General features: G+C 42.7%; 17 protein-coding genes. 4 read left to right on the top strand and 13 right to left on the bottom strand.

Annotation, left to right across the window (positions count from 1 at the left end):
• The first annotated feature begins 111 nt into the window (after positions 1 to 111).
• The gene (locus WCM76_03220; GenBank protein ID MEI6764624.1) at positions 112 to 870 is read left to right on the top strand and encodes a DUF481 domain-containing protein; all 759 of its coding nucleotides are present in this window, start codon (positions 112 to 114) and stop codon (positions 868 to 870) included.
• Here the strand turns inward: WCM76_03220 and WCM76_03215 are convergent.
• The 7 genes from WCM76_03215 to WCM76_03185 all read right to left on the bottom strand — a co-directional run bounded on the left by WCM76_03215 (position 867) and on the right by WCM76_03185 (position 11,975).
• Positions 867 to 2,090 (bottom strand): ATP-binding protein, encoded by a 1,224-nt coding sequence (locus WCM76_03215; protein MEI6764623.1) that lies wholly within the window; start codon positions 2,088 to 2,090, stop codon positions 867 to 869. The genes WCM76_03220 and WCM76_03215 overlap by 4 nt on opposite strands.
• Entirely contained in the window at positions 2,087 to 4,732 is a 2,646-nt protein-coding gene (locus tag WCM76_03210; protein ID MEI6764622.1) for an acyl-CoA reductase, read from the bottom strand. The genes WCM76_03215 and WCM76_03210 overlap by 4 nt, the downstream gene beginning before the upstream one ends.
• Before the next feature lie 94 nt (positions 4,733 to 4,826).
• The gene (locus WCM76_03205) at positions 4,827 to 6,023 is read right to left on the bottom strand and encodes a phosphatidylserine decarboxylase family protein (protein ID MEI6764621.1); all 1,197 of its coding nucleotides are present in this window, start codon (positions 6,021 to 6,023) and stop codon (positions 4,827 to 4,829) included.
• A gap of 224 nt (positions 6,024 to 6,247) precedes the next feature.
• Positions 6,248 to 7,378, bottom strand: a complete 1,131-nt coding sequence (locus WCM76_03200) for an acyl-protein synthetase LuxE (GenBank protein ID MEI6764620.1) — start codon at positions 7,376 to 7,378, stop codon at positions 6,248 to 6,250.
• A 12-nt stretch (positions 7,379 to 7,390) separates the two neighbouring features.
• Positions 7,391 to 8,881 carry an ATP-binding protein gene (locus tag WCM76_03195; protein ID MEI6764619.1) on the bottom strand — a complete coding sequence of 497 codons (1,491 nt, stop codon included), beginning with the start codon at positions 8,879 to 8,881 and terminating at the stop codon, positions 7,391 to 7,393.
• Between the two features lie 64 nt (positions 8,882 to 8,945).
• Positions 8,946 to 10,163 carry an MFS transporter gene (locus tag WCM76_03190; protein ID MEI6764618.1) on the bottom strand — a complete coding sequence of 406 codons (1,218 nt, stop codon included), beginning with the start codon at positions 10,161 to 10,163 and terminating at the stop codon, positions 8,946 to 8,948.
• A 27-nt stretch (positions 10,164 to 10,190) separates the two neighbouring features.
• A complete protein-coding gene (locus WCM76_03185; GenBank protein MEI6764617.1) occupies positions 10,191 to 11,975 on the bottom strand; it encodes a phospholipase D-like domain-containing protein in 1,785 nt (594 codons plus the stop codon).
• A gap of 264 nt (positions 11,976 to 12,239) precedes the next feature.
• Between WCM76_03185 and WCM76_03180 the strand changes: the two genes are divergently transcribed.
• Positions 12,240 to 13,040 (top strand): DUF3147 family protein, encoded by an 801-nt coding sequence (locus tag WCM76_03180; protein ID MEI6764616.1) that lies wholly within the window; start codon positions 12,240 to 12,242, stop codon positions 13,038 to 13,040.
• Here WCM76_03180 and WCM76_03175 read toward each other — a convergent pair.
• The 5 genes from WCM76_03175 to WCM76_03155 all read right to left on the bottom strand — a co-directional run bounded on the left by WCM76_03175 (position 13,023) and on the right by WCM76_03155 (position 18,934).
• Complete coding sequence (locus tag WCM76_03175) at positions 13,023 to 13,964, bottom strand: formyltransferase family protein (protein ID MEI6764615.1); 942 nt, start codon at positions 13,962 to 13,964, stop codon at positions 13,023 to 13,025. The genes WCM76_03180 and WCM76_03175 overlap by 18 nt on opposite strands.
• Positions 13,965 to 13,975: 11 nt before the next feature.
• Entirely contained in the window at positions 13,976 to 15,343 is a 1,368-nt protein-coding gene (locus WCM76_03170; GenBank protein ID MEI6764614.1) for a solute carrier family 23 protein, read from the bottom strand.
• A gap of 9 nt (positions 15,344 to 15,352) precedes the next feature.
• A complete protein-coding gene (locus WCM76_03165) occupies positions 15,353 to 16,267 on the bottom strand; it encodes a cache domain-containing protein (protein MEI6764613.1) in 915 nt (304 codons plus the stop codon).
• A 12-nt stretch (positions 16,268 to 16,279) separates the two neighbouring features.
• Entirely contained in the window at positions 16,280 to 16,888 is a 609-nt protein-coding gene (locus tag WCM76_03160; protein MEI6764612.1) for a hypothetical protein, read from the bottom strand.
• 546 nt (positions 16,889 to 17,434) lie between these two features.
• On the bottom strand, positions 17,435 to 18,934 hold the full coding sequence (locus tag WCM76_03155; protein MEI6764611.1) for an Omp28-related outer membrane protein: 1,500 nt from the start codon (positions 18,932 to 18,934) through the stop codon (positions 17,435 to 17,437).
• Between the two features lie 97 nt (positions 18,935 to 19,031).
• Here WCM76_03155 and WCM76_03150 point away from each other — a divergent pair, with 97 nt between their 5' ends.
• Positions 19,032 to 19,505 (top strand): proprotein convertase P-domain-containing protein, encoded by a 474-nt coding sequence (locus WCM76_03150; GenBank protein MEI6764610.1) that lies wholly within the window; start codon positions 19,032 to 19,034, stop codon positions 19,503 to 19,505.
• Complete coding sequence (locus tag WCM76_03145) at positions 19,474 to 20,589, top strand: ATP-binding protein (protein ID MEI6764609.1); 1,116 nt, start codon at positions 19,474 to 19,476, stop codon at positions 20,587 to 20,589. Before WCM76_03150 ends, WCM76_03145 begins: the two co-directional genes overlap by 32 nt.
• Positions 20,590 to 20,684: 95 nt before the next feature.
• On the opposite strand, the gene WCM76_03140 is transcribed toward WCM76_03145, so the two are convergent.
• Positions 20,685 to 21,896, bottom strand: a complete 1,212-nt coding sequence (locus WCM76_03140) for a site-specific integrase (protein MEI6764608.1) — start codon at positions 21,894 to 21,896, stop codon at positions 20,685 to 20,687.
• Between the last annotated feature and the right edge of the window lie 409 nt (positions 21,897 to 22,305).

The following is a 22,305-nucleotide window of genomic DNA, read 5'->3' as shown; positions in this document are numbered from 1 at the left end:
TACAGATTGCTTCATCCGCCAGGACGGATTCGCAATGACGAAGGTGACTTTTCGGAGTTCCCTTGAAGTTATTAAAATATTATTATGTTTGTGATTACAAACCACGATATTATGAAAACAGTAAAGGTATGTATAGTGACGTTTGTTGCTGTTCTTAGCGGACTGACTGCTTTGGCCCAGGTTATGAACATTGAACAGGAACGTATCAAAACAGACACGACAGGTTGGGCTGGCTCAGCAAAACTTTCGGCGGAGTACACAAAGAACGGACAGGATCTATGGACAGGCAGTGCCAATGTTCATGTTCAGTTTAAGACAAAACGCAGCCTTTATCTAAGCCTTACTGAATATAACCTTACCAAAGGATCAGGAAGCGATTTTGTAAATGCCGGGGCGCAGCATTTTCGTTACAACTACAAAATCAAAGACTGGTTTACCGCAGAAGCGTTCACCCAGGCCCAGTTCAATAAGGTGTTGAAAGTGAAGATCCGCTGGTTGGTGGGTGCCGGTCCCAGATTTAAAGTAATTAACACCAAACCATTTCGCCTCTACGCGGCCACCTTGTACATGTATGAGCACGAAGAGCTTTATGATACCAATATCGTGAACCGGAATAACAGGCTGAGCAACTATTTATCTTTCACGTTGAAAATAAAAGACAATTTGAGCCTGCTGCATACGAGTTACTACCAACCTAAGGTAAATCAGTTTTCAGATTACAGGATATTGTCTCAATCAGATTTGAAAATTAGCATCTCCAAACATTTTTCTTTCCTGTTCAGCTACCTCTATACCTATGATACGTTTCCGGCTATTGGAGTGCCAAAAGAGACGCATTACTTCGGCAATTCTATTGAAGTAAACTTCTAATAGTTATCGCCGAAACGGGCTTTGATGTATTTCAACGCTTCGCTGATGTCCAAAGCATTGCTTGATGGCCCTATACGAATGAACATCTGTTCGTCGAATCCGGGCTGCCGCAGAAAAGCCGGTCTGTCCGCCGCAAGGCAATCGACCACACATACCGTTTTATCGGAAAGCTTTTCAAGCCGGGTGCGGATATAAGGACTGAAATCGCGGCCCAGGCAGGTCCGAATCAGGGTCCAGAGATGGAGCAGAAATTTGTCCTCATTGGCAAACTTATCCGATTCAATTCCTTCTATTGAACCATCATCACGAACACCAATAAGCAGGTAACCACCTTTTGAGTTTAAAAAGGCAGAAATAGTTTTAAGACATGAACGCTCAATGGCAGCATTGGTTTTTCCGGCACGTATATCCCAGCGCAGCGTAGATTTAAACTCAAGCGTATCGCCTTCTCCTTTGCTGATGATATCGGAAATGAGTGGCACTGAGGCTGCCTTTTCCGAAAGCAATTCAAGATATGCTGATACTCCTGCAACTGCAGCAAGAATTTCTGTGTATTTTTCTTCACTCTGAAATTTAAGTGAAATGGTCCCTTTCGCGTATTCAACAGGATTGATTTCACCGAGTACAAGCAGAAGCGGCAGCACCGTGCCGGACTGATGACAACTGCTCAATGCATGAAGCGCGACTTTCTGATCGTTGGATAAACGGCTGTAACTGAGTTTTAGAATTTCAGGAAAAGGATGTGAGTCGTTGTCTTCCAGATTAATTTCACTCATGACCTTTTCGGAGAAGGAATTAACAGCGCCGATCAGGCCGGTGAGTGAGGTGAGGGAAAAAGTAAAGAGCGGATCGTCGGGACCCGATAATGGTTTCACCGAACGGCCTGAAGTTTTAAGCATCACAAATGGATCCGCAGACAGCTGTGTTTCCCAAGCTGTGTGAGAAAGGGTTTGTTCTGAAAGAAAAACATCATGCAGATAAGAGAAAATTATATGCGAGGAGAGCCCGTGCAAGAAGGTGTTGTTTTTTAATTGAAGGTCGGTGATCAGAAAACGTATCACGGATTCTGATGGGTGCGAAAACTCATTCAGCCCGGGCGTAAGAAGGCGTTTAGAGCCGGAGCAGATGTAATATTTATGATCGTCACAATAGAGATCGAGCGTTTCAGGATCGCAGCTGATTTCAAAAGCACGTGCATATTCCTCAAATGTTCTCATCATTTCCTGTTATCAATTATTCGTTTCGTTTTTGCTGTTCGTTCGGCGCTCATAATGCCTCCAGGCGGGATAAGAATCACACTGAAACTCCCAATATTATTGGCTTCCCGGTAATCGCGCAGCGCATGGATCTGGTTATTGAATGCGGTCTCAATATTATTTCTGAGTGTTTCGTCCGTTGCGGTTGCCGCGATGCGTGTCTCGATATTTATCGTAATGTTCACCCGTTTTACTTCATCTTCATCGATCACAGCCTGATAAATAGAGGTGAGCTCCGGAAATACTGCCGACACATTGGTAATATCCTGAAATGAGATACTGCTGGCGGGTAATACGATGCATTTAGCGGAGCGGTCAAGTAAGCGTAATTTGGGTGATGTTCGTCCGCAGGCACATGGTTCATGAACCCATTCGGCAAGATCTCCGACGTTATATTTCACAACCGGAAACAGGGTGCGGCCAAATACTGTTACCAGCACTTCTTTCGATTCATTAAGATCAACCCTGCACCAGTCTTCTGCCACATGATGTTCGGTTCCTTTGCAGTGTTCGCATTGATAGCCGATAGGTCCTGTTTCTACAGCGGCATATCCAAATGACTTAAACAGCTTAACGTTAAAGACACGGATCAGGTTATCAATGTCAGCCTGCGAGATGTATTCTCCGGCATAAAAGACCTTTTCAATGGTAATCCCTGCATTTGTGTGTTCGCATGCTTCGGCAAGTCTGATCAAACCACTTGGAAAGCCAAGAATAACATTCGGTTTGAATGTCTTCAGATATTCTATCGTTTGGTCAACCGGCTGGTTGCAGGAGAGCGAAATGATCCGGCACCCCGTTTCTTCCAGACCAGCGTTGACGGCCAGAAAGCCTGTATACAGCCCGCCGGCTTTCAGATAATTGGCAACTACATCGTTTTCATTTACGCCTGCAGCTCTGAAACCTTCACCAAATATTCGTTTCGATTCATCAAATTCGTCAATACCATACAGCAGGAACTTCGGGCGGTTTGTTGTGCCGCCTGAAGCGAAAATATAGCAATGGTCAGGCTTTCCCGTTACCAGCCTGAAGTTTTCGTCGGCAGAACATTCAAACAGATGATTCTTTTCAAGTGGCGGCACAGCAAGAAATTCATCAAGGTTCTTCAGCGGCAGACTAATATCTTTATAAAATTCGGAATAGAAAGGCGCTGTGGCAGCGGTGAGTAGGAGATCATTGATTTTTGCCAGCATGAAGGTGTCTTTCGCTTTGCCCGAAATATTTTCCAGTCCGAATTTCTCTGAAGGCAGGGCTTCATAATTCATCAGGCGTACCAGGTTTTGCAGAATCATTTTTCCGTCGTGCGGATGTTCAGGATTCCGGCCTGACGACATGATGCCCGGCTTTACGAATCGCATCACGCCCATGCGCATAAAATCTTCGGTGATCTGTTGCATCTTACCGGATGACGCCACCGAAAGTGTTGACATATAGTATTTCATCCGACTCAGATTCCCTTTCAGGATATCCGTATAATCGTTTACAATATTCACAAAAATAGTACGGTTGAGCGGGGAATCAATGATATCTGCCGACCGTTGCACAATGACCGTATGATGCGCTTTTTTACCTTCCTTCATAGTTAGTGCGCCATTGAATTCTTTCCAGAGAAGCATTTCGCGCTCTTTTCTCAGCTCGATGGCGGTGTCTATATTCATTGATGACTGCGGGAATTTTGCAGCTTCGGCTTCGAGGCCTTCGTACAGATATTTCAGAAAATCGTCATTACCGGCATCTTCTTCTATAAAGATATTCTGACAGGATGTACAGGCTCGCTGTTCCCACAGCACGATATCATGTGCAAATCCTGCAGCTGCTTCACGTAATTGTGCATCTGAAAGTCCGCGGCTCACAATCCCGTAACTAATTTTTGGACCAAAAGCCAGCACTTCCGATTTAGCAGCGAGGCCGTTCTTATATTGTTTAACGGAATCTTCCCCGCCAAAAAGTAAAATAACGTCAGAGACCTGTTTGATGATATCTTCAACACCCTTATTGTGCCGGCTCCAGTATGTCATAGCGATATACGGAACAATTTCGTTGTGAATATCCGCTTCAGTAAGAGCTTCCATGAACATTGTAGGAAATAGAAAATCCTGAGCAGAAACTTTGAGTATGTTGATATTTTTTGTGATGATACCCTGGATGAGCGAACCCACGGAGCCGAGGAAAATATTGCCTGCAGCAACATGGCAAACAGTTCCCATCGGGATGGCGCGCTGGTGGCGTGAATGACGTAAGCTTACGTAATAATCAAGGCAATGATGATCGGGGCCGATCTGTTTCAGCATCCGCTTAAGCGTATCGCGACTGTTTGAAGCTCTGAAAGCATTGAATCCATAGGTAACCATCTCAGGCGAATATTGCAGATGTTCGGGTAACTCAAGCATCGCTTTTTTGTAGTATTTGCCATTGGTATCGCAGAGGATCTTTGCTGTTCGTTCCAGCACCATCAGAATAGTATCAATCGGCACATCCATGAACTGCCTGCTTTTTTCATCCAGTATGGCTTCAGTGAATATCTGTGACGCAAATTCAGCTTCGATTTCGCCGGCAAATTGATGTGTTGCACCAAATATGTAATGTTTAAATTCCTTGAGTTCCATAATAATTTTCATTAATGTTATTGATACGGAATATGCTGGTTATTTTGGCCAGTGTGTGGCGTGAGCTTTTTATTCCCTTTGTTGTTTATAAACCCTATTTAACAACAGTTGCTATTTTTGACCTTACCGGAATATTACCTGAATTAAGACCCGGCTTCTGACCGTGCATGTCGAAATTCAACTTCACCTGCGGTCTGAAGATCAGGCAATGTGTAGAACCTCCAAAATGGAACATGCCCAGTTGATCTCCTTTGTTCACATGTTGCCCCACTTTAACGGTTGCATCGCATGACGACACCTCGGCCATGCCAACAAACATCACACACATCAGGCCGATATCAGGATTGTCGGCCTGAATGAAGACGAGCGCCCTTGTAGCCAGTTCGGTAATAAATGCCTGGGATTCGTTAGGCCCGGCAGGATCGAATTTTTCGGATAACGCTTCTGCATAATACGAGCCATCAATTACCCTGATCTTCACAATTTTTCCGCTTACCGGACTATGCCAGCGGTGATAACTTAGAGCACTTAAAAATGCCTGGTATATGGTGCCACCTTTAAACTGTGGCGCCAGTGAATCATCGGCCAGCATAAATTGCAGTGAATAGGGTTGTGCTTTGATCCAGAAATTATCATAGTCTTTCACATCTGTTGCTATCCGGTATGGAGCCGACTCACATGCATTTGCGATCACGCTATTGTCGTCGGGGTTTGCAACAGGCCGCTGTCCCTCGCGAAATTCTCTTGTAAAAAAGTTGTCCCATGATGTGAAACCGTAATACTGTTTTGCCGGGTCACATTGAAACTCTTTTGCAAAATCAGGCATCGCCTCCATCGCATCCTTACCAAACCACCCTGATTTCGGGTCATCACTCAATACATAACGGGATTCCGGCGAACTCAGATATTTCCCCCATTCATTCAGAATTTTTTTAAGCTGACGGTTCACTTTCTCGTTCGTAAACGCTGCAAATCCCGCCTGTGTTCCCATAGGCCAGTCGAAGATCGCATTTATCGGAAACCCTACAAGTCCTGTTTTATCGAATTTCGGGGCTGTTTTCAATATGCGATTGATAAGGCGCAACATCTGATTATAGTCCCGCACTTCAGGCTTTCCGGTAGGATCATTGTTATAATGCGATTTGTTCGGAACTTGTGTGAACATCTGATTAAAAAGCATAAAAATTGTCGGGTCACCTTCAATCAGATCTTTGAATTCCTGCATAACAGGTAGCAGCGGTGATTTGTCCGAATCTGTTTCTTCTATCAGATTTACAAGCCATTTTTCCATAATTGCCTGGTCGGAAGGGAGCCATTGCCCAACACGAAATGCCTCCGGCTTTGTGCTTACATTATTTGATGGTTCTTTTTGTGCAAGCAAGCTGCATGATGCCAGGATGAGACCGCAACACGCCAGAATGAATTTTCTCATAATTGTTGTCATTATTATTATGTACTTCTTTTCGCTGGTTGTTATATTCTTCTTTAATAATCAAAATTATTCTACTGTACGAGTTAACTTTTTTGAGATTTATTAAGAATTTCCTGAGCTGCAATAGCGCAGCCTTTATGTTTACGAATGCCGCCTCTCCTGATGGATGCGATGTACAGGCCGGGCATTCCGCAAGTGCAATGATCTTTGATTGTGCACAGATCGGTAGACAGAACAGACAGATTAGACTGTGAAGTGTTGAAAGGCGTAAGGAGCTGCAGCAGCCCTTCCTCACCATGAGGCAGGATTTTCATAGTGAGTGGGTCGCGTACCAGCAAACGTCCGTAAACGGGTACATGATGAAATCCGTTTTTACATGCGGCATACGGAATGCCATGTTCGGCCATGCCGTATGTGTCGCGAACATTCGAGGCAGGAAGACCGATATTCTTTTCGAGGAATGTTGCAAAATCTTTATGTGTCATGGATTCGCCGGTATGATTTTTCCAGCCGCCACCAGCAATCACAAAGCTGTCAGGATGCACTTTAAAACCTGGTTTTACACGAATCAGCTCCTGAACGAAGCGCGAAATGAATGCTGGAAATCCGACAAATCTTACCGGCTGATCTGGTGGCAGGCTGATGATTTTTTCAACCCATTTTCCAATGTTAAAATCGAATTCTCCTTTTTGTTCATCCCATTCAATGGTCCAGTAGCTGTCAATTGCTGGTGCCATTTTTGTTTTTTGTTCGGCACTCCAGGCGGTACCAACATCAGTTGCTTTTCCCCGATCGTAATTAAAGATGAAATAATGAACCGGAGTTGGACTTACCATTCCAATTTTGTCGAACGCAAAGCCTGAAAGTTTTTCGAGCCTGGCCAGTGAGGGTGCATCAAAAAAGGTCTGTGTTTTTTGTCCGGCTGTTCCTGAACTGGTCAGTGTTAACACGATATTTTCGTCAGCGACACTTTTGAAAGCGTGTGTTTTCATCGTTCCAACAAACAGTGTCGGGATTTTGAAAATGTCCTCGTATTTCTTTAACATTTTCGGGCCAAAACCTGCGCGTTCGGCCAGAAAGCGGATGAATGGCTGCTTTTCGAATTGAAACAGGTAATTCTCTTTCATTGCCTCAAAGAACAACTGATCATTTTCGCCGGAGAATGCGTATGCTTCCGGGTTGTTACAAAGCGCTTCAATATTGGGGAAATTCATAACTGAGATTTTTTATTCATTTTCGGTATTAGGGTCAAGATTCCGGATATAGTCCATCAGCTCCTGTCCGAATGGAGAGCAGAAGCGCAGGGATTCATAGTCATATTTCTGGTTATTGAGATATTGCAGCAGCAGCCATATTGAGCCATCATTTCCAGGCCGGAGCCCGCCAAAGAAAAATCCGAGGGCTTCAAAAGCACTACACTGTTGCGCTGTTTCAGGGCTATCGAGCGGCAGGTACAGATATACCGTCTCTATCCGACTGACACAATAAGCTTTCAGCGTTTTGCTGATACGCTTCTGAATGTCATTACCATACTGCTTCACAAAAATATGTCCGCACAAATACGCATCGCTTTTTGTCTCAATAGCACTGTTCATTTCACTGTCATTGCCATTGGGCTTAGCTGCAGTTTCGCAAAGCTCAATATCAACGCCTATATTCTTTAATATCTTCGTGATCATATCGCGGTGATGGGGTGGCGCAAAAACGTTTTTGTGCTGACGTGTCTTAAAAAAGCTGCATTGAAAAAGCAGGGATTCCCGGTTCTCATTTTCGGTATTGAGTTTATTCATCTTCAACACTGTTAAACGCGAAATGAACAGCGCCGATTCTCCTAAACCCATGCTCATGGCTGCTTTCTGCGAGTAGGGGTGTGTTGTAACGGCATGCACAAAAACACCGTCAGCACCCATTTTCTCAATTTCAGCAAGCTGATATTTTGACAATTCCTTCAAACATCCTGAGCCCCGGTAGGCCGGGTTGACGAAAGCTACAGCCATTTCTCTCATCTCCGATAAGTCATCTTTGATCAGGGCGCAATGACCAACTATCTCTTCATTGGCAGTATTAACGGCGACATAACTCATTAGCTCGCCCTTTTCATTCAGCTGCCTTACCCTTTCGGGATAATAAATGTGATCGTAAATGTAGGTCAGGTTATAGGTATAATAAGCAAGCCGTGAAATGACGGGCGATTCCTCAGGTTTAATTCTGCGTATATAGAAATTTACCCGTGCGGCTTCCTCGACGGGATCCTCAGGTGCAGGCGGCAGGGCTTCATCGTGATTGATGTGTTTGTGCGGAAGGTATTTTTCAATCCATATTGCCTGACCTTCTTTGCCCTTGTTGGTATAAACCACATTGTCAGCAAGGTTCTTGATCAGTAACATCCCGAGGCCATGGGCATCGTGATACAGAATATCTTCAATTTTAACATGCTCAAATGTTTTTATAGCATCTGTATCCATTGGGATACCGGTTGTTTTGAGCGTAATTCCGATGCCCAGTGTGGTCGTTTGCATTTCGGTTTCGATGAGCCCTTGTTGCCCCGGCAAATACTCATACTTGATGATATTGCTCAGCACTTCTTCAAGGATCAACTCGATGTGGCTGCACTCTTTCCCACTAAAACCAATAGTTTGCGCATAGGCTACGGCACCAGCCATTACTGCTTTTATCAGACTGATATCGTTTCTTGCGGATATGCGGAGGTCTTCCATGTTCTTGAAATTTGTTTTTAAAAACGCCGGCAATAATGCGATACTGCCGGTTCAGGCATTCATTTTATAATTTATTACTGATTCTCGGGATAAACAATATTGGTATTGCGGCTACCACAGTGAGTCCTCCATTGATAAAAAGCATGGTTTGAACAGCCATGCTCTGTGCCATCAGGCCATTCAGGAGATATGCAAGAGGAATGACTGCTGTAGCAATGCTCACCTGAAGTGAAAAGAACCGTCCCTTCATAGCATCTGGCACATGACGCTGAAATAGTGTAATTACTATTGCATTGGTTATGGCCAGCGTTGAACCGATCACGAGGAACTCTGCGATCAGCACATATTTTATCGGCGTAAGCCCCACAAGTACCATAGAAAGTCCCATGGTAAATAAGGCGAGAAAAATAGTGAGGTAAATGCTGCTGTATGATTTTCTAAAACTGAGAATCATTGCTGTGATGCCTGCTCCCAGTGCAAATGATCCATCAAGTAGTGCAAGCCAGTGCGCCGTTTCCTTCAACTCGAATTTTACGATCATCGGGATGATCAGCGTTAGCGGGGCAGCAAAAAGATTAAGTGAAGCAAAGATCAACAGCATGTAAAGAATGGGCTTATTCATTTTCAGGAACCTGAAGCCCTGTTTTAGCTGCTCAGAAAACTTCTCTTTAAGCGCCGTGCTTTTGCTGTCAAGCCGTATGAACGACATCAGGACAAAAGAAAAGAAATAACATCCGGCATTAAAAGCAAGTGCCCATCCGATACCGATCGTTGCTATCATAATTCCTCCCATCATGGCGCCCAGAATATTCGACAGGTATATTGACGTGGAATTCAATGCTACCACCTGCGACACTGATTCTTCATCCGAGAGGTTTCTGAGTGATGACTGGGCCGACGATTCAAACAGCGGTACAAAGGTTGAAATTGCAAAGACCATAACATATAGCAATGACATGCTCAGGGTATTGGTGAAATACAATACCGTTAATCCTGTTATCAATGAAAATCTGATGAAATTTGCCAGCTGCATGCATTTTTTCCGACTGAATCTGTCGGCCAGTGTCCCCATTACCGAACCCAGCAATACCGCTGGCAGGACATTAAGCGCCATCAGTATTCCAAGGTGCAGTTTGCTGTCCTGCTGCCCTTGCGAAATAATCCACCAGGCCAGTGTTATGGTAAAGAACTTATCTCCTACAGAAGACAACATCCTGCCCGTGAAAAAAATCCTGAATTGCTTGAATTGTACTAAAGGGTGTCTGGCAAATTCTACTTTCATCCGCTGTTTGTTTATAAGTATAACCGGCTATTTTAGCAATAACATTCTTTTTGCTTCTGAGTAATCTCCGGAATAAATTTTATAAAAATATACTCCGTCCTGTAATAAAGAACCATCAAATGATGTCTTATACGTTCCGGGCATCAGTACTTCGTTTACCAATGTTTGAACCTCATGGCCGACAATGTCATAAACAACAATTTTGACATTACCGGGCATTGTGACCTGATAGTCTATGTCGGTATTCAGATCAAATGGGTTGGGGTAGTTCTGTCCAAGCCGCGGAAATTGTACCTTATTTTCATTTTGAATATTGGTAAGCAGAAGCCCGCCCGATTCATGATAGCGCTTAATGAATTCCTGATAATACAGGTTGTTGATCCTTGCATCGAATATTGTAATTGAGTTCTCATCATTTCCAATATTGGCAGGCGTTTCCCAATTAAATGATCCCGTTGAAGTGATTTTATTCCCTCCCGGAAAGTCGGCATCAATGATCATATATTTATGATGAACCAGTCCGGGTATTGTATCAATGAATACGTCAGCCGCGGGATTCCATGTGTTGGGTACCAGAAGGCCTTTCATGCGCGGATACGCGGAATTGGCAAGCTTGGAATCTGTTGAATCAAACACACCTTTGATTTCGATTCCATTATTGAAATCTACATGCAGCACATTTTCGATTGCCGGCAATTGAAATTTCAACATGCAGAAGTACAGACTTTGCTGCGGCTTCGTCAAAATCAGATCAGAGAGGAATGCGCAAACGCTGTCGGAAGGCGAAAAATAGACTTCCATCCGAACACCTGCAACATTAAAAATGTGCGGTACATTATCAACTTTCCGATCTCCGAAGCGGGCGTTTGCCGAGTCGGGCAAATTCGTATGCGAACCCCACATTTCTTCAAATTCCCGTGTATATGCGGCACACAGCGCTTCATCCTGAATAACGATAACATTATTTCTGGAGGTGTGAAACTGCGCATGAGAAACGTTTGCCGAACCAGTCCACAAATACTTATGGACTGAATCATGATTAAAGCGGTAATCAAAAATCCAGAACTTGTTATGCATTGAAAAGGTCGTATCATATTCTCTTTTCAGCACTGGAATACCATTCGCGAGCAGCGAATTGATCAAGGGTGTATTAGAGGTGTGATTATAAACAAACCGCACGCTCACTCCGCGATTTTTTGCATTGATCAGTGCATTCGAAATGGATGTATAATAGTCAAAGTCCCACAACGTAATATCAATGCTATATTTCGCGCTGTCGATCCTGTTTAACAGAAGTGTTTCAAAATGCTGGCTACCCTTTGCATTTTCTCCAATACTGACGGTAGTATCGACCGTGGTATTAAAATATACCTGAGTAGCACCGGTTGATTCGGATTGTGTAATAAAGTAGCCTGAATCGACAGCTGTCCCACCTGGATTTTGAGAAACAATCTGGTATTTGTAGATAGTGGCCGGTTTAAGGTTGGTGACAATTATCGCGTGATTTGTTATCTGCGCGGCATAATAAATCGAATCCGTAAACAGTATGGGCTGATAATTTGAATCTGACACCATCCATTTAATTTTTGAATCCGCGGGCACATCTGTTTGCCAAAAGACTTTGACACCAGTTTTTGTAATGCTGTCGTATGACAGGTTTGAAATAAATGGGCCGGCATCGGGAATACTGCAAAAATAGGAAAACGAAGTTTTTGAGAAATTGCGAATTAGCATAGTTCCACTACAAGGCACAGCGGTTAGAACAAAGGAGGCAACAAGTACGAACGCCAGTGAGCGTATAAGTTTTTTCATTTTCCCGGGATTTTATAACTGTCAATTTTGCTTTGGCTGTTCTGTTGTTTGTATGCATGTATGTACGTGTTGGAAACATCGTTTGCCAATGTTAGCAAATATAATAAAAATACCGAATAACATATTTTCTTGTTTACTTGTGTAATATACCTGATTATAGCCGGTTCCCGATAGTACAATAGCCTCATATCGCGACGGAAAGATAGTCAGCAACGCCTATTTTTATATATTTGCATGTAACGTAAACGGGCGGATTAGTAAAAAATGACATCCAAAATATTTTTGTTAGAGCTGCTGTTAACATTTATGGTAGCAAGCGGTTGGATCTATTTCACGGTACTTGCCGGGCTTCGGCTTGGCACGAGAACAGGTGGTTTTATTGGAGGACTCCCTTCGACTGCACTGCTGTCATTCTTTTTTATTGGAATAACAGAATCTCCGGAAAATGCCGCTGCCGACACGACAATATTTCCAATAGCCATTTCAATATCCGTTTTGTTCTTAGTGGTTTATGCTGCCCTGGCGCGGCGGGGTTTTTGGTTGGCAATGGTGTCTGCCCTTTGTTTCTGGCTTGTGTCAGCGTTTATTATTGACTTTTTCAACTGGGCTAACTTTCTGCTCAATCTTTTTATATATGCCGTTGTTGTGTCCGGTGCATTTATCACACTTGAGAAAATTCTGCGGATCAGATCCGTTGTTTCTGAAAAGAAGGGGCAACCCGAAAAACATCTATTGATCCGTTCTGTATTCGGAGGATTTGCAGTAATGCTCAGCGTGCTGATTGCAAAGGCGGGTGGTCCTGCCCTGGGTGGTATCGCTGCAGCATTCCCGGCAATGTTTATTTCTATGCTTACGATCTCATATTACGCTAACGGCGTCATGTTTTCGAGAGCAATGACCAAGCCGTTGATGATTACGGGGATGATCACGGTCGCTGTATTTGCCATCTCGATCCGTCATTTCTATATGATTTCAGGTTTGTATATCGGCACCCTTTGCGCCATTGTCGCGTCCGGCATAGGCGCGTACCTGACGTACACTTTTATTTTACCCAGACTTAAATAGAAAATCTTTTGGAAGACAGAGTGCATCGGCAGGCTGATCACCTGTTACAGGTTTTAGAAGTTTGTTCCTGACTGAACCGGGTATAAGGTTGTCAAAGTCAATACTACTGATCTTTTCAGGTTTTCCTTGCTCGTGTTTCTCTAATAGTTCATCCACCAGAAAATAAGCAAGCGGACTTAATGCTTCTGCAAGTTTTCGGTAAACCTTAAGCGGATCGGCAGGAAGTTCTCCTTTTTCATTACGAACGTTAACCAGAGGCGACTTCCCGACGACAGCTCCGCCGTCAATTTCTTCCGATACATGATGCACTGACCAAACCGTAGTTTTTAAATCATACTTCGCGAGATCGTCATAAGGCGCTGGTCCAGCACCCTGATGGTTTGACAGATCTGACGGATGAAAATTGTATATACCATAATGAGCCAGATTAATAATGAAGGAGTCTATCACCTGTCCAAAAACGCATACCAGAATGGCATCCGGATTCCATTGTTTTAGTATGGCCTGAAAAGATGGCACCTTAATCTCACCGGTATATACCGGGATACCATGGCAGAGACCTGACTCAATGATATATGTTTCATCGATTACCCGATAAGGCATTTCGAGCAGGTTCCACACTCTTTTTTTGAGTGATATTTTTGCATCAGGATTCAACGGATTGTCGGTTACCAACCCAACAAGGTTTATTCTTCCGGGTTGGTCCCTCTCAAATTCTTTTAACGTTTCAAGTACCAGATAGCCAAAATCCCAGCTTGCAAACAAAGCGACCCTCAGCCCTTCTCCTGTTTTGTCAGGATTCTCCGAAGTGCCCGGCTCCAGAAGTCCACCCCAGCGTGAATCCTTTTCGGTGGAGAATCTTCGGCCTTGTTTGTTCCGGACAACCAGATATTCAATTAACTTCTCATTTTCAGGATTGGCCATTACAATAGAATTTATACTGACATTTCTTCAATTTCTTTTTCCTTTTGATCCTTTTCATTTTTCTTTGCTCCGATATGAAATATTTGATTCAAAATTATAGCAAGCATTGTAGCTAAAGTAAGTGAGGATGAAAAGACCGGGCTTAGCCACGACGGAAGCCGGGAATAGAGGTCGGGCAATATAATCGCACTTAAACCGAAAATAAATGACAGTCCTATTACAAAAGTTTTCCGCGTGTCTAGTTTACAACTCTGTATGATCTGAATGCCGGAAATGACCATAAAACTGGTTACAAAAATTACAATTGCACCCATTATCGACGAGGGCATAATGGAAAATATGGAAGCGATTTTTGGTATGAAGGCAATCCCTGTAAAGATAAAACCTGCAAAGTATCCAATTCTTCGGCTAGTTGCAGATGTGGCCACAGAAAGGCCCACATTACTCGCCGAAGTGTCGGTTGCCGTACCGCCTAAAGCACCGGCAATGGTAACACTTAATCCATCAGCAAATAATCCTTTTCCAATATTTTTCATATCCGGGCGGGACCATTTTTCATCATTGATTTTTTGACAAGTAATAAGGTTGCCGATAGACTTAAGGCTGGAGCACAATGAAACGATAAAAAACGGGATGACTAATCCCCAGTCAAACTGATAACTAAACATTTTTACTCCTTTTCCTGGCAGTGAAAACCAAGGGGCATTCAACACTACATTATAATCATCATGTGATATCACTCCAGTAATAGCTGATATTATATATCCAATTCCTAGCCCGATTAATACACAGAAAAGCCTCAGTTTCCCTTTTCCCCAGATATTAAAACCAATCATTGTGAAAAGCGTAATAAGGGCTACGAATAACTCTTTAGTGTTTATTGAGTCGCCGGCATAATCAATTCCGACAAATTTTGATGCACCCAGAGGTATCAGGCCAACTGCAATCATCAGTACAACAAGACCGGTAATTTCAGTTGGGAATAATGACCTGAGCCTATGTACAACCCTGGAAAAAAGAACTTCAAAAAGGCCTGTTATTAGTGTCATCCCATGCATTAGCGGCAGCCCACCCATTCCCGCGGCCTGAATGGAAACCGACAGATAAGATGGACCCACAAGATGAGGACACAGATAGCCGGATCCAACCGGCCCTTTCCTCAGAGATTGCAATACCGTTCCTAAGCCGCCGGCAATCATGGAAAAACAAACGAGTGATTGAATAACGTCAAACCCTCCTCCAATCTCCTGTGCAATTAAAACGGGAATAAACAAACAACTGGACATGCTGAAGACATGCTGTAACCCTAAAACAAAAGCTGTTTTCCAGGGCGGCTTATCATCTACGCCATAGATTAAATTTGCGGGTTTTGTCGCCATTGCAGGATGTTAGAATTTTTTCCAGATGGATTCCATAAGGTATAAACTTGAACCAACTACAACTGTATCATTGTCAGAAACCACTTTTCTCGCGTATAGCATCTTTTTTATTGGGTTCGGTTGTCCAGGTGCCGGCCACATATAAGAAAGATAAACAAAATCATTCTTCTTCAGTTTTCCTAGAAGTTCCCGTATAGTATAATGGCCGGCATAATCCCTGAAATCACTTACATCCCTGCCAGTTTTCGTCGGATATGAAGGGTCAACGAGCAGCTTGCCATTTAACGTAAGTACGAAAAGGTAGGAATCATTAAAATAAAAAACACTCGCTTTATCCAGAAGTTGCGGATATGCTTCTTTTCCGGCTAGGTGCACGAGCTGTGCAGCCGAATCAACAATATCAACAACAAAAGGTATCTCGGTGCGGATGTTATACGTACCGCTGCCAATGGCATACTTTTTTCCATCAGGCCCTTTAACACCCTTTATGTATATATTTTTCCATGAAGGAAATATCTCTCCCGGTTCAGCCCAGAGACAATGAATCCAACCATAAGGCTTGGTTGCTCTTGACGCGATCATCATATTTAACTGTATAATCGGCTTTCCGTTCATATCTTTCATGTCTAGCATATTCCTACCAACAAGCTCTTTTGAAACAGGATGAAAAACGCACCTTCCTGTCAGGTCGTAGATGAAAATGTATTTTGTACCGGTAAACCACTTACTGTTATGCTTGCCGAATTCAGTAAATGCATCGTTCCCTTTCGCCGAGAAAAGTGTTGCTGCATCATTAACAAAACTAACCAGATCCCGAGTTTCCTGATACCTGTACTGGCTCATGTCTTCCTGAGGTTTCGGACTGTTTGTACAAGAAATCACAATCAGGAAACTTAAAACGCAGAGATTTTTACTCACCTTCATTATAAATGACGCTTATGTTACATCTAATACTCTATACTCAGTACTCCCCGGAACACCTTTGAAGTTTTCACTCAACCTATCTGAGATTTGATGCAAACAACCTTTATCAATAGGTAAGCTCTGAGCTTCAAGATCATTCCTGACTTTTGCCAGAAATTCTTCACTCAATACAATCCGGTTTTCAGTACATTTTGTCATCAGCCTTGCGGTAAGGTCAATGTCGCTGCCATAATAGTCGTTTGCCCCTTCAAGAAACGTGATATTGTAAACTTCAGTGCAATAATGTATAGATACTTTGCAGTTAAGAAATAAACTGGCATCAGGGTGATTGTTAATCATGAACAGTGCAGCGTAAATATCCTCCAGCAAATTGTAATAACCTCCCGCCGGGTATTTTTTTTTCAATTCTGTGTCGGGAATAAACAGCATGATCTCATCGCCAATACCTTTTACAACATCCTTCTCAAAATGATTGGAGTAAACAAGGAAATTGAACGTGTTATTCAGTTTTCTTCCCCAGTCGGCAATACCGCACGCGTATTTAAGATCTGTTGATTTGTTGATATCCATGAAGAAACATATCCCGGGGCATTTAGGGATACTTTCCAGTAACATTTGCATTTCAGCGGAATTCGGATCTTTATAATGAATGTAAAATGACATGAGAGTTATAAGAATTGATTGTGCTGGAACATTCCAAAACGGGCGATTGTAAAATGCTAGTAATTTCAGAATCAAAAGTATTGAAAATTCTTTGACGGAACAATAGATTCAATTGAACGTGCAACATGATTAAATTTTCACCTTTGCATCACTGTTCTTGTCATTCTCATTCATTATTTCCTAAGTAAGACCTGTACTCCCTCTCCGCGGCTGTGTTCTAGCTTCCCCGTTTTTCGGTTCGCTCGATTCAGATACATTATTGATTTCTTTTTGTCCCAGATACTAATCATTTTCTGATGTCAAATTTATATTATTTCATGCACAAGTTGTGGTGACTCCGGGCAGGAAAGGCGGTGGCTTGATGAAATGGATTTTAAATAGGTCAGAGCATCTGATCGGTCATAGGCGGAAGGGTCGCTAGTTCAAGTCTGGCAGGGGGAGCAGGAAACAAAACGGAGAGCGAGCGCGAAAGCGAACATTCTCCGTTTTGTTTTTCTCCGTTCGCTATTGGACCATAAGCCGGAAGTTGTGTGTCGAAGTCCCATTTACCACCCTTAACATATAGGCACCGGCAGCCAGATTTGCACTTATATCATTTTTTCCCTGCAACACACCGGAATAATATACGGGCATCCCAAGTTGATTTATTATCTCAATAATACCATCATCCGTCATCTCAAGCGTAAAACTGCCGCTATTGGGATTGGGATATAAAAAAAGCGCACCCGGCTGATTGTTGTTAATTCCAAATGATGTTACCACAATACAGGCTGAAGTATCGGTACAACCGCCTTCAGTAACCTGAACGGCAAAAGTGCCCGTATGCGTAAGAACATATTCCTGCCCCGTTTCACCGCCTATCACTGCAAAATTGTTATCACAATCAAGCCACTGATAAGTTGCAATTGCAGCATTCGCCGTAAGCGAATAAAGTGTCTGTGTTACGCCAATTTCGGCACTGTCAACTGCAATATTCATTGAATGCGTATTTGATCCTGTGGCCCCGGTAACAACCAGTGTCGTGATATGGTTTCCCGGAATGGAATAGGTAACCGGCCCCGGCGACTGTAATAACGATGTGGCTGGAGTGCCTCCTTCAAAAGTCCAGCTCCATGCTGTCGGATCGTCGGTGCTCGTATTCGTGTAAGTCACCGATTCTCCTTTGCAAATATTTGCTGTACTGGCAGTGAAAGAAGCGTTGGGTGGTGACAATGAAACACATTCTGCAGCATTTAATATCTTACGCTGGTCAGTTGCCGACCCGTCATTCCTGCAAACCAGTCCAACCAGAGAAATCCTGTTCGCATTATAAGATGCCGGCAATACGGTTGAATAATGATGTGTGAAAATATCACCGAAACCTACAGAATTATTTATGATGCCTGATGTACCCCATGCACCGCCAAGATAGTTCCGCGCTACATAACGGTGAGGTAAGCCGACAATGGGATTTCCTGCGCCATAATAGGCATGCCCGGGGGTTGTATTATAGCTGTTCACCTGATTGTAACCAGATCCGACTCCAACAACACTATCTTCCACTATGATGCAGTTGAAATTAAGAGTTCCTGTAACCGTACCGGTAAACGTAGCTCTGAGATATACATCCAGTGCACGTGTTCCGGAATTATAGATCACGGAATCGAAGGTGACCGTGACTGACGCCGGATCGGCAAGGATACCGCTGGTAGTCGACTCCCAGACGGTTCTACTAATTGGGGCGCCAGCACGGTTTATCACCGCCCGTGGATAGGACGGATTATAGAAACTTGATATACTATCTCCGTCGGTAAATGACATTGCATCATAATTATGGATATTAACAGCAATAGCATTCGGATGATGTGCCAGCAATGTATCCAGTATCACAAATCCATCAGGCGAATATTGCACCCAACTACCGGTAAAAACCTCTACAACCGCTTTCTGAACGGAGAATTGTGCATTGGCTGCATTTGAGAAAAACAGCATTGCAACACAAAAAATCTTAAAATATCGTACCATGACTGTTATTTTTTTGTTGTAACAAATATATGAAATTCAATACGAAAAACATCTGATTTGTTATATTTGCTCATCAATCCATACTTAATGATTACCGATGAAACAATTTCTCCTCTGCATCCTGCTCTTATCTACCTCTCTTACCGGCTTTTCCCAGACCTATACCGGAACAGGCGGTCCTATTACTGACGACGGACAGCCCAATTACTACATAATTAATGTGTCGGGATTGAGCCCGGCAATTATCAACGGCAGCCACGGGCTGCTCGCAGTTTGCCTTGATATCACTCACTCGTACGATTCTGATATGGATGTCAAACTGATTGCTCCCGATGGAACAACGGTGATGCTTTTCAGCGGAATCGGTGGCGGCGATGATAACTTTACCGGAACCTGCCTCAACGACAGCGCGGCCACCATGATAAGTACCGCAACAGCACCGTTCACCGGCACTTTCATCCCAATGGATATTATGGGCAACGTGAATAACGGCCAAAATGGAAATGGCAACTGGACACTGAAAATAACCGATACGTACGGTGCAACAAGAATCAAAAGATTATCTGGATAAAATAATAAATTCAGTGGCATCGCCAATCTTTGTCAAAGACGATACACATAAATTTTGCTTAGTCAACGAGGCCCTTTGCACCATGCTTAACCTTCCGAAAGAAGAAATTTTAGGCACAAGCGGGTATGAGTATCTTCCAAAAGATCAGATGGAAGTGTTCATTTCTAAAGATAAAGCAGTACTTAACACAGGCAGGGAAATTATTAGCGAAGAGTTACTGACAGACGGACAGGGAATAATAAGAACAGTCATTACCATAAAAACGTTGTACGTTGACCCTAAGGGTCGTAATTTTTTGGTGGGGGTTATCAATGATATAACAGAACTCCGGAACGCTACAAATGAAGTCAAACAATTAAATAGCAATTTGGAGCAACGCGTTCAGGAGCGCACTTTTGAGTTAGAACAAGTCAACAAGGAACTTGAATCATTCTCCTACACAATTTCGCACGATCTGCAATCGCCGTTGAGACACATCAGTGGTTTTGCAGATATGCTTGCCAGCGATTACAAAGAAAACCTTGCAGAAGAAGCACAGCATTTTTTGAATACCATCATAAAAAATGCAAAGTTGATGGCGCGACTGATTGACGACCTGTTGGAGTTTTCGAGAACCAACCGCAAAGAATTGTTGAAAACAGAACTGGATATGAATAAAGTGGTTGAAGCGGCCCGACTGCAAGTGATAAGGCCTGCCGACGAAGCACGGTTAGAATGGCATGTTTCAGCACTGCCCTTGGTAAAGGGCGATTACAGCTTACTCTTGCTGGTTTGGATCAATCTTATTGGGAACGCATTTAAATATTCAAAGAATAAAGAAAAATCCATTATAAAAATAGATTTTCGGGAAACGGAGAACGAATACTTATTCTCTATCAACGATAATGGTATTGGTTTTGACATGCAATATTCGCAAAAATTATTCGGTGTTTTTCAGCGCATGCATTCCTCAAAAGGTTTTGATGGAACCGGCATCGGTCTTGCGAATGTCCGCAATATCATTACGCGGCATGGCGGCAAAACCTGGGCTGAGGCCGAACCGGATAAGGGCGCAACATTTTATTTTTCATTGCCGCGAACATAAACTACGGAAAAGCTCCGAAGGTTGTGACTGACTGGCGTGATTTGCTTTTTTTCGCATATTGGATGGGTTAAAAAAGTATTGCACATAGCATTCTATTATTTCTCAGGAATCAGTAACCTGGCAAAAGCTCTTTTCTGCTCATCTTCAAACGACCCAAGATAATTTTCCGTAGTACGAAGGTCTGAGTGCCCAAGACTTTCGCTGATAAAAGCAATGGGTACGCCTCCGCGTTTAAGTATTGTAGAAAAAGTATGGCGAGCTACGTACGTCGTTAGATTAGTCTCGATACCTAGGTCTTTTGCCATACGAACCATATATTTGTTAGTAGTTTTGACAACTTGTTCAACGGCTTTTTTTTCACGAATGGGATCGTTTATATCATTAAGAAAAGGAAAAATGTAGGTTTCATCGCTTTTTCTTTTGTTTGACCACTTGCAAATAATTTTCTTTGCTTTGTCGGTGAGAATTATAACAATTGGCTTAGGGTTACGACTAGTTCTTTCGGTTTTCGCACGATAAAATGTGATCTTGTCACCTTTCAGATTTTTATATTTCCATCGACAAATATCCTTCATGTTAACGCCATTGCACATATATGACAGTATCCAGAGATCGCGGGCTTTGTCTTCAGCAGTTCCAGGAACCGTTTCAAAACTTATGATTTGTTGAACTTCTTTTATTGTGAGAGCCTTTTTGATATTCTGTCCGGTTGGTATTTGGTATTTCCCTTTTCCGAAAGGGTATTGCTCAGCCTTTATAACCCCCTCTTTCATTGCTTCATTAACAATTGTACGGAGACTGCGCAGATAAAACCCAACAGAAGTAGTTGATTTACCTTTGGAAAGCATCCAAGATTCATATTTTCTCAATAAATCCGGAGTGATCTCTTGAAATAAAAATTCATTTTTAAATTTTGCTAAACTATTTTTTGCGCACCGATATGAAATGGCCGTACTAATTCTAGACTGTTCATTGAGTTTGTCGATATAATTTTGAAAAGCAGTTGAGATATCCCGCACACTTGCCTTTTTGAAATATTGTTTTTCAAAAAGGTCAAACGAAAAGCTTTCCATTTTTTTGATGACAGCATCCGCCTCCTCAACGATTTTATTTGTTTGGTTACGGATTTCTTTGTAATCATTATGCGGTTTTTTTCCATTGACTTTATCCCATTCGTCTAAGGTCAGCTTGTATTGTGTTCCATAGTATTTTCTTCTTCGTTGAAATGTCACCCTAAGTTTAAGTGGATATTTATTATCTTTCGTAGCTCTACGGGTGTCGAGAATTATTGCTGTTGTTGTAATCATACTTTTACAGGATAAAATAATTTTGATACACATTTTGATACACAAATATAGTCAAATATCGAAAACAAACACAAATCAATAAAATAAATATTGCACTTTTAAATATTGATTAACTGATATTTATATAATTTACAAAAAAAATAGCAAGACATCGAAAACACTTATAAATTTGACTGTTAATCAGAGGGTCGCTAGTTCAAGTCTAGCAGGGGGAGCAAGAAACAAAGCGGAGAGTGAGAGCGAAAGCGAACATTCTCCGCTTTTTTATTTGTCTCTTTGTTGATACGAACAGTTATAAATAGAATCAGCATCTGATCCGCCACAGGCGGAAGGGTCGCTAGTTCAAGTCTAGCAGGGTGGAGCCAAAAACAAAGCGGAGAGTGAGAGCGAAAGCGAACATTCTCCGCTG

Source organism: Bacteroidota bacterium (assembly GCA_037133915.1).
In the GTDB taxonomy this organism is placed as follows: Bacteria; Bacteroidota; Bacteroidia; order Bacteroidales; family CAIWKO01; genus JBAXND01.
This window is presented reverse-complemented; position numbering and strand designations above follow the sequence as displayed.